The sequence below is a fragment of the Streptomyces araujoniae genome (assembly GCF_050871195.1).
Taxonomy (GTDB): Bacteria; Actinomycetota; Actinomycetes; order Streptomycetales; family Streptomycetaceae; genus Streptomyces; species Streptomyces bacillaris.
This window is the reverse complement of the sequence record NZ_CP194070.1, coordinates 7,762,999-7,775,729: the sequence shown is the minus strand read 5'-3', so window position 1 is coordinate 7,775,729 and position 12,731 is coordinate 7,762,999. Positions and strand designations below refer to the sequence as shown.

The window sequence follows — 12,731 nt, the reverse complement described above, 5'->3', positions numbered from 1 at the left end:
GCTCACTAGTCAAATTTGAGGAATCTGCCATTCCTGTGCACCTGCACCCTGCGGAAACGCCTTGCGAGAGGTCCGCACCGTCCCGCTGCTGTGTGGTCTTCGTCCCCTCGGATCCGCCCCGTACCGGTCTGATCGCCTTCTGGAACCCGGACGGCGGCCCCCCTCCCGGCCCGCCCGGAGCCGCCGCGGAACTCACCGTGACCGGGGCGGACCTCCGGCGCCGTACCGTGCCCGCCGTGCAGCTGCCCGTACGGGAGGCACTGCCGGTGCTGACCCGGGCGCGGGCCGACGACCAGGCCTCCCCCTCGGCCGCCTTCTGGGGCGCCGCCGCGCTGCTCGGCCTGCAGTTCGTGGCCCGTGGCCTCCTGCTGCCCGGGGTGAGCCCCACCGACCGGGACGCCTGGCGCGTGGGGCCGCTGGGCGCCGGGGACCTGGAGCGGATCCGGGAACTCGCCGCGTCGATGCCGCCCACCGCTCACGCGACCCCGCTGGAGACCGGTGCGGCGGAGGACGGTCCGCTGCTCCTGCCCGAGCCCGAGCGGTTGCTGCGGGCGTTCCTGGACGCGGTGGCGGACGGGCTTCCCCGGACGCCCGCCGCCGCCTTCGCCACCGCCGGTCCCGCGTTCGCCGCCCCGGAACCGCACCCCGTCCCCGAGGCGCGGGCCTGGGCGGCCGACGTGGCGGCCGGTCACGACGCGGGGGTGCGGCTCTCGTTGCGTATCGAGGTCACCGGCACCACGGGCGCCGACGCCCCGGCCGGGAGCGCTTCTCCCGACGGTGCCACGCCCTCTTTCCGTGCCGTGTTGCAGATCCACAGCGTCAGCGACCCGTCCCTGGTCGCGGACGCGGCGGAGGTCTGGGCGGGCTCCACGCGGAGCGCCTCGGCGTTCGGGCCACGGGCCCGGATGGACGCCCTCCTCGCCCTGCGCCGCGCCGCCCGCGCCTGGCCGCCGCTGGCCCCGCTGCTCTCCGCCGCCGTGCCGGACTCGGTGGAGCCGGCCGACGAGGAGATCGCCGAACTGCTGGGTCCCGCCTCGCGCGCCCTGGCCGCGACGGGGGTCCAGGTGCACTGGCCCAAGGAGCTGGCGCGGAAGCTGACGGCCCGTGCGGTGATCGGCCCGGCCGGCCAGGACGGCGCAGGCGAGGACCGCGAGGGCGAGGGCGGCGACGGGCGGCGGGGGCGGGCCTTCGCGGACACCCCCACGTTCCTCTCCGCCGACGCCCTGCTCGCGTTCGACTGGCGGTTCGCCCTCGGTGACCAGCAGCTGAGCCGCGAGGAGCTGGACCGGCTCGCGGAGTCCAGCAGGCCGATCGTGCGGCTGCGCGACCAGTGGGTCCTCATCGACCCCGAGGAGGCGCGCAGGGCCCGGGAGACCAAGGACCGCAAGGTCACCCCCATCGACGCCCTGGGCGCGGTGCTGACCGGCTCCACCGAGGTGGACGGGCGCCGCGTGGAGGTGACCGCGACGGGCGGGCTGGAGCGGCTGCGCGCGCGACTGGCCGACCCGGAGTCGACCGGGGCCCAGCAGATCGGGCAGCCCGCGGCGCTGACCGCGACGCTGCGCGACTACCAGCTGCGCGGACTGAACTGGCTGAACACCATGACCTCCCTCGGTCTCGGCGCCTGTCTCGCCGACGACATGGGTCTGGGCAAGACGATCACGCTCATCGCGCTGCATCTGCACCGGCAGGGCGAGCGGGACGCGGCCGGTCCGACACTGGTGGTCTGCCCGACGTCGCTGATGGGCAACTGGCAGCGGGAGATCGAGAGGTTCGCCCCGGCCACTCCCGTACGCCGCTTCCACGGCGCGTCACGCTCCCTGGAGGGGCTGGCGGACGGCGAGTTCGTGCTGACGACGTACGGCACGATGCGGCTCGACGCGCCCGGGCTCGCCGCCGTCCCCTGGGGGCTGGTCGTCACCGACGAGGCCCAGCACGTCAAGAACCCGCACTCGGCGACGGCCAAGCAGCTGCGCACCCTCGGCGGCCGGGCCCGGGTCGCCCTCACCGGCACCCCGGTGGAGAACAACCTGTCCGAGCTGTGGGCGATCCTGGACTGGACGACGCCCGGACTGCTGGGCCGGCTCGGCACGTTCCGCCAGCGGTACGCGTCCGCCGTGGAGGGCGGCGAGGACCCGGCTGCGGCCGCGCGGCTCGCGGCCCTGGTGCGCCCGTTCCTGCTCCGCCGCCGCAAGAGCGATCCGGGGATCGCCCCGGAGCTGCCGCCGAAGACGGAGACCGACCGGGCGGTGTCGCTGACGGCCGAACAGGCCGGGCTGTACGAGGCGGTCGTCCGCGAGACCCTGGCCGAGATCGCCGGGGCGGACGGATTCGAGCGGCGGGGGCTCGTCATGAAGCTGCTGACGTCGCTGAAGCAGATCTGCAACCACCCGGCCCAGTACCTCAAGGAGGAGCGGCCCCGGATCGCGGACCGGTCGGGGAAGGTCGAGCTGCTGGACGAGCTGGTGGACACGATTCTGGCCGAAGAGGGTTCCGTACTGGTGTTCACGCAGTACGTGCGGATGGCGCGGCTGCTGGAGGAGCATCTGGCCGCGCGTGGGGTGCCCACGCAGTTCCTGCACGGCGGTACGCCGGTGGCGCGGCGCGAGGAGATGGTGGCCCGTTTCCAGGCGGGCGGGGCCCCGGTGTTCCTGCTGTCGCTCAAGGCCGCCGGGACCGGGCTCAACCTCACCCGGGCCGGTCATGTCGTGCACTTCGACCGCTGGTGGAATCCGGCGGTGGAGGCGCAGGCGACCGACCGGGCGTACCGGATCGGGCAGACCCAGCCCGTGCAGGTGCACCGGCTGATCGCCGAGGGCACGATCGAGGACCGGATCGCGGAGATGCTCACCCGCAAGCAGGGGCTCGCGGACGCGGTGCTCGGCTCCGGGGAGGCGGCGCTGACCGAACTGACCGATGCGGAACTGGCCGATCTGGTCGAGCTGCGAGGGGGCGCACGATGAGCGACGCGTACGAGCCGGACACGGTGGACGCCGAGGACGGGGCCGACCTCGCCGAGGTCACGTTCGCGCCGCTGCCTCCCGCGCGCGGCCGGGGGTTCGCCACCTCCTGGTGGGGCCGGGCGTGGCTGCAGGCGCTGGAGGACACGGCCCTGGACGGTGAGCAGCTCAAGAAGGGGCGTCGGCTGGCCCGGGAGGGCGCGGTCGGGGCGGTCTCCGTGCGGCCCGGCCGGATCACCGCCGTCGTACGGGACCGGGACGGCACGGCGCACCGGAGCGACGTACTGCTCCAGGAGCTGGGCGCGGAGGCGTGGGACAGGTTCCTGGACATGGCGGTCGACCGGGCCGGGCACATCGCGGCGCTGCTGGACCGGGAGATGCCGCCGCATCTGGTGGAGGACGCGGCGGGTGCCGGGGTGGAGCTGCTGCCCGGGATCGGCGATCTGGAGCCGGAGTGCACCTGCGGGACCTGGGACCACTGCCCGCACTCGGGCGCCCTCTGCTACCAGGTGGCGCGGCTGCTGGACGAGGACCCGTTCGTCCTGCTGCTGGTGCGGGGGCGCGCGGAGCGCCGGCTGCTGGACGAACTCCAGGTCCGCAGTGCCGCGCGCGGTGCGGAGGGCGGCGAGGAGCCGGAGGGCGCGGAGCGGGAGGGGTACGGCATACCGGCCGACGAGGCGTTCGGCGCGGGCTCCATCCTGCCGCCGCTCCCTCCGCCCCCGCCGGTGCCCGAGGAGCCGGGGCTGCCGCCGTCACTGGACACGGAGGCGGACCCGCCGCCCGGTCTCGACCCGGCGGCCTTGGAGGTGCTGGCCGCCGACAGCGCCGTACGGGCCCGGCGGATGCTGCTGGAGGCGCTGGCTCCGGGGCATGGAGGGGCGCCGGTTCCGGCGGAGCTGACGCCGGGGCAGGACGCGGTGCGGCTGGTGGCCGACGCCCGGCCGGAGCCGTGGATCGCGGGGCGGCTGGCCGAGGCGGCGGGCCGGTCGCGGGCCGAACTGGCGGCGGCGGTGCGCGCGTGGCGGTACGGAGGGGCGGCCGCGCTGGCGGTGCTGGACGAGGAGTGGGCCCCGGACGCGGAGTCCCTCGCCCGGGCCCGTGCCCGGCTCGCGGCGGCCTGGGAGGAGGGCGAGCGGCCCCGGCTGCGGGCGGCCGGGGCCCGTTGGACCGTGGCGGATGCCGATGTCCAGCTCCGGTACGACCGCGACGGCCGGTGGTGGCCGTACCGCAGGGAACGCGGCCGCTGGGTGCCCGCGGGACCGGCGGACGACGATCCGGCGAGTGCGCTGGCGGGGCTGCTCTCCGGGGCTGCGGCGGAGGCCTGAGGCTGACAGCGGACCAGGGGTGCTGATGGTGGCCCAGGCGTGAGGAGAGGCGGCGGTACGGAACCGGAGCCTTCTTTCGTACGTCATCAGCGGCAGGCTGCTTCGGCCGCCTCTTCTTGTGCTCACGTGTCCGCCACGAGTGAACCCGGCCCCCTGGAGGAGTGCGATGCACCGCAGAAGGCTCCTCCAGGGGGCCGTCGTCACCGCGGCGGCTGCGCTGGTCCCGGCGTCGGCGCGGGCCGTCGCCCCCGTGGCCGGCTCCCCGGACTACCCGGCGGCACTCTGGGCGCCCGCCCACGCGGCGAACCGCTCCGTCCCCGCGCACCCCTCCGAGCGCCGGATCGACCGGGTCGTCATCCATGTCGCCCAGCAGTTGTTCACCCCGACGATCGGGATCTTCCGCGATCCCGCGCAGCAGGTCTCGGCCCACTACGTGGTGCGGTCCGGTGACGGCCATGTCGCCCAGTGCGTGCGGGAGAAGGACATCGCCTGGCACGCGGGCGACTGGGACGTCAACACCCGCAGCATCGGCATCGAGCACGAGGGGTGGGTGGACCGTCCGGAGTTCTTCACCGACGTCATGTACCGGCGCTCGGCCCTCCTCACCGCGGACATCTGCGCGCGGCACGGCATACCCACGGACCGGGCGCACATCATCGGCCACCACGAGGTGCCGGGCAGCGACCACACCGACCCGGGCGTCCTCTGGGACTGGGACCGCTACCTCCGTCTCGTCAACCTCCCTTGACCCTCCCCGCGATCACCCCGCGCAGCCGGGTTGTCGCAGGGAGCGGCGGCGACGACGATGGGGAGGCAGGAGGCGGGACGGCCCCGGACGGAGGGCGAGTTGACGGACCCCTGGGTGGCCCTGGCCGCTGATACGGACCCCGGTGAACAGATGGGGGCGCTGCGCCGCGCGCACGAGGTGTTCACCTCCGCGGGGCGGCTGGAGCGGCCGGTACGGACGGTCGTCGGACAATCGTGGCTCCGCTCGGCGCGGGCCCGGGTCAGCCCGGACGGCGCGCCCGCCGTGGAGTTCGGCGCGGACGAGCTGGGCCCCTACCGCGAGGCCCATCCGCTGGCCCGGGCGATGCCCGTCATCCGCGAACTCATGGGCGCGTACGCGACGGACGGGGAGCATCTGCTCGCCGTCTGCGACGCGCAGGGCCGGCTGTTGTGGGTGGAGGGACATGCGGCGGCCCGTCGCCGCGCCGGAGCGATGAACTTCGTGGAGGGCGCCCGCTGGGCGGAGTCGGTCGCCGGGACCAACGCACCGGGCACGGCCCTCGCGGTCGGCCGCCCGGTGCAGGTCTTCGCAGCCGAGCACTTCCTGCGCCCGGTGCAGCAGTGGACGTGCGCGGCGGCTCCGCTGCACGACCCGCACACCGGCCGGGTGCTGGGGGCTGTGGACATCACGGGCGGCCCCCGGCTGGCGCACCCGCACAGTCTGGCGTTCGTGCAGGCGGTGGCGCGGGCCGCCGAGTCGCAGCTCGCCCTGCTGGCCCCGGCCCTCGCCGAGGACGGTCCGGTGCGGCTGAGCGCACTGGGCCGGGACGAGGCGCTCCTGGTGGCCGGGGACCGCAGGATCCGGCTGAGCAGGCGGCACAGCGAGATCCTCGTCGCCCTGGCCCGCCGTCCCGAGGGGGTGAGCGGGGACGAGCTGCTGATCGAGCTGTACGAGGACGAGTCGGTCTCCCCCGTGACGCTGCGGGCGGAACTCTCCCGGCTCAGGCGGCTGCTGGGCCCGGACCTGCTGCATTCGCGTCCCTACCGGCTGGGTGTGCCGGTGGACGCCGACTTCGACACGGTGGCCCGGAGGCTGGGTTCGGGAGCCGTGGCCGGGGCGATGGGCGCGTACGCGGGTCCGCTGCTGCCTGGTTCGCGGGCGCCCGGGGTCGTACGGCTGCGTCGGCGTCTCGCGGACCAGCTGCGGGCGGCGCTGGTCGCCCGGGGTGATCCGGGGCTGCTGGCCGACTGGGCGTACAGCCCGTGGGGCGAGGACGACCTGCAGGTGTGGCGGGCGCTGGCGGAGGCGGTGCCCGCGGGACAGCGGGCGGCGGTGCTGGCCAGGGTGCGGGGGCTGGACGCGGAGCAGGGCGGCTGAGCCGGAGGATCCGGGGGCGGATGTGGGCGGGAGGGACCTGGGCGGGGGGACCCGGGCATGGGGCCCTGGGCCGGGGGGGACGGCTCGCGCCGGGTGCGCCGTGGTGCGCCACGATGCGCCCGGTGCCCTGCGCCGGGCGTGCCCCCCGGTCTCGTACCCGGGACGCCTGCCCGGGACTTCCCTCCCCGGCCGGCCACGGTCCCGTACCGCCTGACGCGTTCCGGGGCCTGGACGCCCCTCCGTACCCGTACACCTCGCGCACCACCCGACCGCCACCGCAACGGCGTTGCAACGTCCGGCCTCCTAGCCTCGCGCCGAGGCCGTCCAACGGCGGGCGGCACCGGAGCTGGAGGCCAGAGAGATGACCCGTTACGCCGCACCGGGCACCGAGGGCGCGATCGTCACGTACGCGTCCCGCTACGACCACTGGATCGGCGGTGCGTACGTGCCGCCGGTGCGCGGGCAGTACTTCGAGAACCCGAGCCCCGTCAACGGCCGCCCCTTCACCGAAATCGCCCGGGGGACCGCCGAGGACGTCGAACTGGCCCTGGACGCGGCCCACTCCGCCGCGCCCGCGTGGGGCGCCACCCCGGCCGGTGACCGCGCGGGCGTGCTGAGCCGCATCGCGGACCGGATGGAAGCGCATCTGGAGGAGCTGGCGGTCGCGGAGAGCTGGGAGAACGGGAAGCCGGTGCGCGAGACGCTGGCCGCCGACATCCCGCTGGCCATCGACCACTTCCGCTACTTCGCCGGGGTGCTGCGGGCCCAGGAGGGCTCGCTCAGCGAGCTGGACGAGGACACCGTCGCGTACCACTTCCACGAGCCGCTGGGCGTGGTCGGCCAGATCATCCCGTGGAACTTCCCGATCCTGATGGCCACCTGGAAGCTCGCCCCCGCGCTGGCGGCGGGCAACGCGGTGGTCCTGAAGCCGGCCGAGCAGACCCCTGCGTCCATCCACTTCCTGATGAGCCTGGTGGCGGATCTGCTGCCCCCGGGGGTGGTCAACATCGTCAACGGCTTCGGGGAGGAGGCCGGAAAGCCCCTGGCCTCCAGCCCCCGGGTAGCGAAGATCGCGTTCACCGGTGAGACCACGACCGGGCGGCTGATCATGCGGTACGCCTCCGAGAACCTCAAGCCGGTGACGCTGGAGCTGGGCGGCAAGTCGCCGAACATCTTCTTCGACGACGTCTCCACGAGCGACGACGACTTCCTCGACAAGGCCCTCGAAGGGTTCACCATGTTCGCCCTCAACCAGGGCGAGGTCTGCACGTGTCCGTCGCGTGCCCTGATCCAGCGGGGGCACTACGGCACGTTCCTGGAGGCCGGTATCGCCCGTACGGAGAAGATCGTGCCGGGCGACCCGCTGGACACGGAGACGATGATCGGCGCGCAGGCGTCCGAGGCCCAGCTCCGCAAGATCCTCTCGTATCTGGAGATCGGCCGGCAGGAGGGCGCGAAGGTCCTCACGGGCGGGGAGCGCGTCGAGCACGGGGGTGCGCTGGCGGGCGGCTACTACGTCCAGCCGACGGTCTTCGAGGGCGACAACCGGATGCGGGTGTTCCAGGAGGAGATCTTCGGCCCGGTCGTCGCGGTGGCCTCCTTCACCGACTTCGACGACGCCATCACGACGGCCAACGACACCCTGTACGGGCTCGGGGCCGGGGTGTGGACCCGTGACGCCAACACGGCCTACCGGGCGGGGCGTGCGATCAAGGCGGGCCGGGTCTGGACGAACTGCTACCACGCGTATCCGGCGCACGCCGCGTTCGGCGGTTACAAGGAGTCGGGCATCGGCAGGGAGAACCACAAGATGATGCTGGAGCACTACCAGCAGACGAAGAACCTACTGGTGTCGTACTCGGCGAAGAAGCTGGGCTTCTTCTAGGCGCAGAAAAGGGCGCCTGACCAGGGGACTTACCTGGCAGGCGCCCTACGCATCGCTCTCCGGCTCCCACCGCCGCATCGACGGACACGCGGCCAGGCACGCCGAGGCGATGGCCGCCGAACTCGCCGGCAGGGCCCGTCGCAAGCACCCCCTGCGCGGCCGTCTCGCGGACCTCTTCCTGCGCAGGTCACGCGAGCTGTCCGGACTGCGGGCCACGGTCGCCGCCCGGCGCGCGGAGTACGGGCGGGTACTGCGCCGCCGTACCGTTCCGGTCGCCCTGCTCTCCGACGGCACCGACGTGGAGACACTGCTGCCCGCCCCACCGCCCGACGACCGCACGCTCACCGGCATGGGGGCCTCCGGCCAGGTCACCGGCCGGGCCCGGGTGGTCCACGACCCCTCCGACGCGACCCTCGAACCCGGAGGCATCCTCGTCGCCCCGACGACCGACCCGGGCCGGACCCCGCTGTTCCTCACCGCCGACGGCCTGCTGCTGCCGCTGTCCCCCGGCACGCACACCGGGTGGGTGCTGCGGCTCGGGGCGGGGCCACCCGGCGTTCACGGTCGGGCCCGCGGACCGACCAGTTGCTGATAGAGGGCGCGTCGTGCTGCCGTGTCGCCCTCCGTAGCTGCGAGTTGTTCTTCCCAGTCGCGCTGGATCTCGTCCAGGTAAGTCCGCCAGTCCCCGCTCCGATGGGCGGCGCCCATTTGCTGAAGATCGACGTAGCGTTCGTTCTTGCCCAGACCACCGGAGCCGGTTTTGTCGGCCTTGTGTCCGTGCAGGACGGATTCAGGGTTCGAGGTGGCCTCGGTGGAGCGGAAGTCGTGCTGGTATCCGACGGGGCTGGCGGCGTGCGGGGCGATCGTCTCGATGCCGATCTGGAGCGATCCGTCCTTCTCTGTGGTGGGACGGTGGTAGACCAGCAGGACGTGGCCGTAGGAGCCGTTCGGCAGGACCATGTTGCCGTTCCAGTCCTTGGAGCCGATTCCGCCGCCGGAGATGTCCTTGCCCCAGAGCTTGGGGCTGGCGGCTCCAACGGTGAGCTTGTTCGTAACCGATGCCAGGATGCCCCCCTTCTCCTTGAACGTGCCGCGCGCGTCGGACTTGTTGGCGCTGATGGACGTACGGTGGGTGGCGAAGTCCCGCTCGGTGAAACCTTCTGCGGTCTCCCCTTTGGTGGCGTCCTTGGTCACCCCCAGAAAGTGCGGAAGCCAGTAGTCAGAATCGCCCTTGGCGCTCAATGCGGGAATCCGCACGTTGACGCGTCCGCCGTGAGCCAGTGCGCGAATGACATCCTTCTCGTAATCCACGGCGTGGCCGCCCGCTTCGGGGCTGTAGAGCTGGAGTCCGTGGCGCAGGACGAGAAGTATCCTGGTGAGCATCTCACGGCCCTGGGCATCCCTGCCGACGTAATCCGGGGCTTTCTCGCCACCCTTGCCGAGCGGAGTTCCCTTCGCGGGGACAGCGCCCTCGTGGCGGCGCCCCGGTGCTATGCCTTCCGGGTGGAGGGTGTCGACGGCAGTATCGCGGATCTGCTGGTCGCGCTCCCGCTCCAAGACCTGCCGCACCGCAGGGTCAGTGCCGGGCGCTCGGGTTTCCATGAACCGGCCGAGCGTGTAGGCCGGGTCGGTCGGGGTGAGGACTTCTGGATCTCTGAAGACAGGGTGGCTTCTGCGGACGGCCAGCGTGGCGGTCAGGACACGCTTGCCCGCAGGCAGTCTCAGCCAGTCGTCGAACGGGCCCTCGGTGTACTTCTCAGCCTCCGAGTACGTCCCGATCCCGACATCGGCGAGCCACTGGGGATTGATCTCGGACAGCTTCTTTATGTCTGCCAGATCCTCTTCGCTGAATGTCTCCCCTCGCATCACCCGCCTGTCCAGAGTTTTCCGCAGCCGGGCGGGCCCCCTGATCATCCACTGTTCGGGCCACCACGTGCCGGGAGCGAAGACATTGCTCTTGGACTTCTTCTGGACAGTGTGCAGCTCGATCGACTGGCTCAGACGAGAAATGATCTCCTTGCCCTTGGGCGCTTCCTCCTCGGGCCCCGCCCCCGTGGCTGCGGACGGTTCTTCCGCCCCCGCACGTTGGAGCGGTGCCGCCGTGAGCCGGCGGGAGACAGCAGCGCGGCCGGAGGCAGAGGGTCGCACTGCTGCTCCCTGCCCCATGACCGCACTGGGACCACCCGCGCTCATCCGCGAAGCGTTCGACTCCGCCTCCCGTTCCTCGCGGTCCCCAGGGTGCGTCATGGCGAAGCCACTGCCCGTAGGGTGACCGGCCGAGGGACTCTGAAGGTTACGCACGGTATGGGTCAACTCGTGATCCAGCGTCTTGAAATCGCCTCCGTCCTTGCCGATGACGATGTCCTGTCCGACCGTGAACGCTCGGGCCTGCACCGCGGCCGCCGCCTCCTCTGCGGAGGGGCCTGTGTGCAGGCGCACGCCGGTGAGGTCGGCCTGGAACTGGGTTTCCTTACGGGCCAGGGTCGCGCGGTCCAGAGGACGGCCCGGCGAGCGCAGTCCGGCCTCAACAGCCGCCCGGTCCGGGGCAGGCTCCGCCACCTGATGCACGGAGTCCTCTCCGGCCGCGGAGCCCTGCCCCTCATCCGCCGCGCGCTGTCGGCGCATCATCTCCAGAACTGCCTGGTTGCCCACGCTCGCCTGTAACGCCATGAATCCGCCGGAGGGAGCTGAACGCACCGCTCTCTGCCCACTGGCCGACTCGACGGAACGCTCGTTGTCGTGAGACTTCATGCGTACTACTCAACTCCTGCCTCGGCGTCGAGCTAGAGGTGTTGTGGTGGTATCAGAACCCACGGACCGTCTACCACGCATGCCTTCTGGCCTGAACGGCAACAGAGTCGGGCCCACAGGGCAAACTTTCGCTGAAGGATCTGCCCCTGGCAGGCAAACCTCCTGCCCTGGCTGAGGAGGTGCCTCGGGCAGGTGCTCTTGGTTGTGCCGCGGATGGTCCGCTCGGCCAGGGGCGGGTGCGCGTCATTCTCGACCTGGTCGACGCCGAGTTGGAAGGGCGGCGTCCTGGTGACGCGGTTCGCCGGCCCCAGCCGGTGCCCGCTGTTCCTCGGCGTCGCGGGGCTGGTGACGGAGGTGGGCGGCCTGATGGCGAGGGTGGCGGTGCGCACCTTCGTGCGCGATCTGTGACACCAGGACCGGCGGGCCCCGGCCTGCCGGTACCGCTCGACGTCGCCAGAGGCGATGCCGCCGGCGCGGGCGATAGCGGTCTGCCCCGTACCCACGTCGGTGTCCGCACCGGAGGGGAGGACGCCGAGCATCGCAGCGAACTCCGTTGACACGGCTACCGGTTGCCTATCCGAGGCCTTGGCCAGGACGGATGTCCGTGCGGCGAGGGCTTCCCGGGCCGCGTCCTGAACAAGCTCTCAGAGCGACCAGAACCTGCTCCTTTCGACGGCCCGAATCAGCCCGCAGTCTCGGCCCGGTAGCGCCAGAACGGGCGTACGGCCAGGGCGGCCGCGAGGACGAGGGCGGCGCACAGGGTGCGGGTGAGTCCGGCGGCGGCGATGGCCATGGCCATGGCCCACACGATCACGGCCGCGATCGGGGCGACGCCCTGGCGGCGGACACGGCCGATCCAGCCGCCGAAGAGCCCGGCGACAAGCGCTCCACTCCGCGATCGCGGAGTGGAGCGGGCCCACACCGCCGTGGAACCGTCCGGCCGCCGCTCGAGGAAAGAGGCTTCGGGCCCGGCCAGCACCATGGCGGCGACATCGACGAGGGAAGACATGAGCACCACGGGACGAGGAGTGATGAACAGCAGGCCGTCCGCCACCGAGCGCAGGCCGGGAAAGCCGGCGGATCCGCCGGAGGGGAAGGGCAGGTGGGGCAGGCTCTGCACCATCAAGGCCAGAGAAGCGATCCAGGTGAGCCGGCACGACCCGAGATACAGCTTCCGGCGATCCACCTCGTCGGCGACCGCTCCCACGTAGAGGCCGGGGACGACGGTCGGCACCAGCCCGACGAGTCCGCTGACGCCCACCACCGCAGAGGAGTGCGTCAGCGCGTACACCTCGGCGTGATCAACCTCCGGCTGCTGCCTGCCGACATCACGGCCCTGCAGCTTCCCACGGCCCGCGACCCCCGCCTGACCGCCGCATGCCGCCTCGTACTGAAGGATCTGTCCCAGCCACGGATCCTCACCTGGCCGGCCGGACGAGTCGGTGTGGGCGAGCGGCAGTCGGGACGGCTCCTCCTCGCGGAGTTCGGCGGAACCTGTCCCGAGTGGCGCGCCAACGCCCGGATCCTCCAGGCGATGATCGAATTGAGTGAGGGAGCTACCGTGACTCAGGCGGCACACAGGTGCGGCTGGGCCACCCCCAGCGCCTTCATCGACACGTTCACCCGCGTCATGGGCCGCACCCCCGGCAGCTACCGCAGGTAGACGCTCCAGCGGGATCGGCTTGCTTCGCCCGCCCCGCACCGGG

The 12,731-nt window shown here is 72.5% G+C and carries 9 protein-coding genes; 7 read left to right on the top strand and 2 right to left on the bottom strand.

Annotated elements, in window-relative coordinates; genetic code table 11:
* The first annotated feature begins 35 nt into the window (after window positions 1–35).
* From ACQ9ZG_RS32670 to ACQ9ZG_RS32645, 6 genes are all read left to right on the top strand, one after another.
* Window positions 36–2,963, top strand: a complete 2,928-nt coding sequence (locus ACQ9ZG_RS32670; RefSeq protein WP_499281538.1) for an SCO1167/SCO6262 family helicase — start codon at window positions 36–38, stop codon at window positions 2,961–2,963.
* The gene (locus tag ACQ9ZG_RS32665) at window positions 2,960–4,285 is read left to right on the top strand and encodes an SWIM zinc finger family protein (RefSeq protein ID WP_499281537.1); all 1,326 of its coding nucleotides are present in this window, start codon (window positions 2,960–2,962) and stop codon (window positions 4,283–4,285) included. The genes ACQ9ZG_RS32670 and ACQ9ZG_RS32665 overlap by 4 nt, the downstream gene beginning before the upstream one ends.
* A gap of 166 nt (window positions 4,286–4,451) precedes the next feature.
* Window positions 4,452–5,033 (top strand): N-acetylmuramoyl-L-alanine amidase, encoded by a 582-nt coding sequence (locus ACQ9ZG_RS32660; protein WP_109914003.1) that lies wholly within the window; start codon window positions 4,452–4,454, stop codon window positions 5,031–5,033.
* Window positions 5,034–5,132: 99 nt separating this feature from the next.
* Complete coding sequence (locus tag ACQ9ZG_RS32655; protein ID WP_109914004.1) at window positions 5,133–6,389, top strand: GAF domain-containing protein; 1,257 nt, start codon at window positions 5,133–5,135, stop codon at window positions 6,387–6,389.
* A gap of 361 nt (window positions 6,390–6,750) precedes the next feature.
* Window positions 6,751–8,274 carry an acetaldehyde dehydrogenase ExaC gene (exaC, locus tag ACQ9ZG_RS32650; RefSeq protein ID WP_099220014.1) on the top strand — a complete coding sequence of 508 codons (1,524 nt, stop codon included), beginning with the start codon at window positions 6,751–6,753 and terminating at the stop codon, window positions 8,272–8,274.
* A 109-nt stretch (window positions 8,275–8,383) separates the two neighbouring features.
* Window positions 8,384–8,866, top strand: a complete 483-nt coding sequence (locus ACQ9ZG_RS32645; protein ID WP_109915464.1) for a hypothetical protein — start codon at window positions 8,384–8,386, stop codon at window positions 8,864–8,866.
* Here ACQ9ZG_RS32645 and ACQ9ZG_RS32640 read toward each other — a convergent pair.
* Window positions 8,833–11,025 (bottom strand): eCIS core domain-containing protein, encoded by a 2,193-nt coding sequence (locus tag ACQ9ZG_RS32640; protein WP_181398241.1) that lies wholly within the window; start codon window positions 11,023–11,025, stop codon window positions 8,833–8,835. The two genes, ACQ9ZG_RS32645 and ACQ9ZG_RS32640, sit on opposite strands and share 34 nt — an antisense overlap.
* A 682-nt stretch (window positions 11,026–11,707) precedes the next feature.
* Window positions 11,708–12,286 (bottom strand): hypothetical protein, encoded by a 579-nt coding sequence (locus ACQ9ZG_RS32635; RefSeq protein WP_499281536.1) that lies wholly within the window; start codon window positions 12,284–12,286, stop codon window positions 11,708–11,710.
* A 12-nt stretch (window positions 12,287–12,298) separates the two neighbouring features.
* Here ACQ9ZG_RS32635 and ACQ9ZG_RS32630 point away from each other — a divergent pair, with 12 nt between their 5' ends.
* Window positions 12,299–12,688 (top strand): helix-turn-helix transcriptional regulator, encoded by a 390-nt coding sequence (locus ACQ9ZG_RS32630; protein WP_219995609.1) that lies wholly within the window; start codon window positions 12,299–12,301, stop codon window positions 12,686–12,688.
* The last annotated feature ends 43 nt before the right edge of the window (window positions 12,689–12,731 follow it).

What these genes read in the sequence shown, in the direction of transcription:
- ACQ9ZG_RS32645 (WP_109915464.1), top strand. Translation starts at nt 8,384, where the DNA reads ATGGCCGCCGAACTCGCCGGCAGGGCCCGTCGCAAGCACCCCCTGCGC.
- ACQ9ZG_RS32640 (WP_181398241.1), bottom strand. Translation starts at nt 11,025, where the DNA reads ATGAAGTCTCACGACAACGAGCGTTCCGTCGAGTCGGCCAGTGGGCAG.
- ACQ9ZG_RS32660 (WP_109914003.1), top strand. Translation starts at nt 4,452, where the DNA reads ATGCACCGCAGAAGGCTCCTCCAGGGGGCCGTCGTCACCGCGGCGGCT.
- exaC (WP_099220014.1), top strand. Translation starts at nt 6,751, where the DNA reads ATGACCCGTTACGCCGCACCGGGCACCGAGGGCGCGATCGTCACGTAC.
- ACQ9ZG_RS32665 (WP_499281537.1), top strand. Translation starts at nt 2,960, where the DNA reads ATGAGCGACGCGTACGAGCCGGACACGGTGGACGCCGAGGACGGGGCC.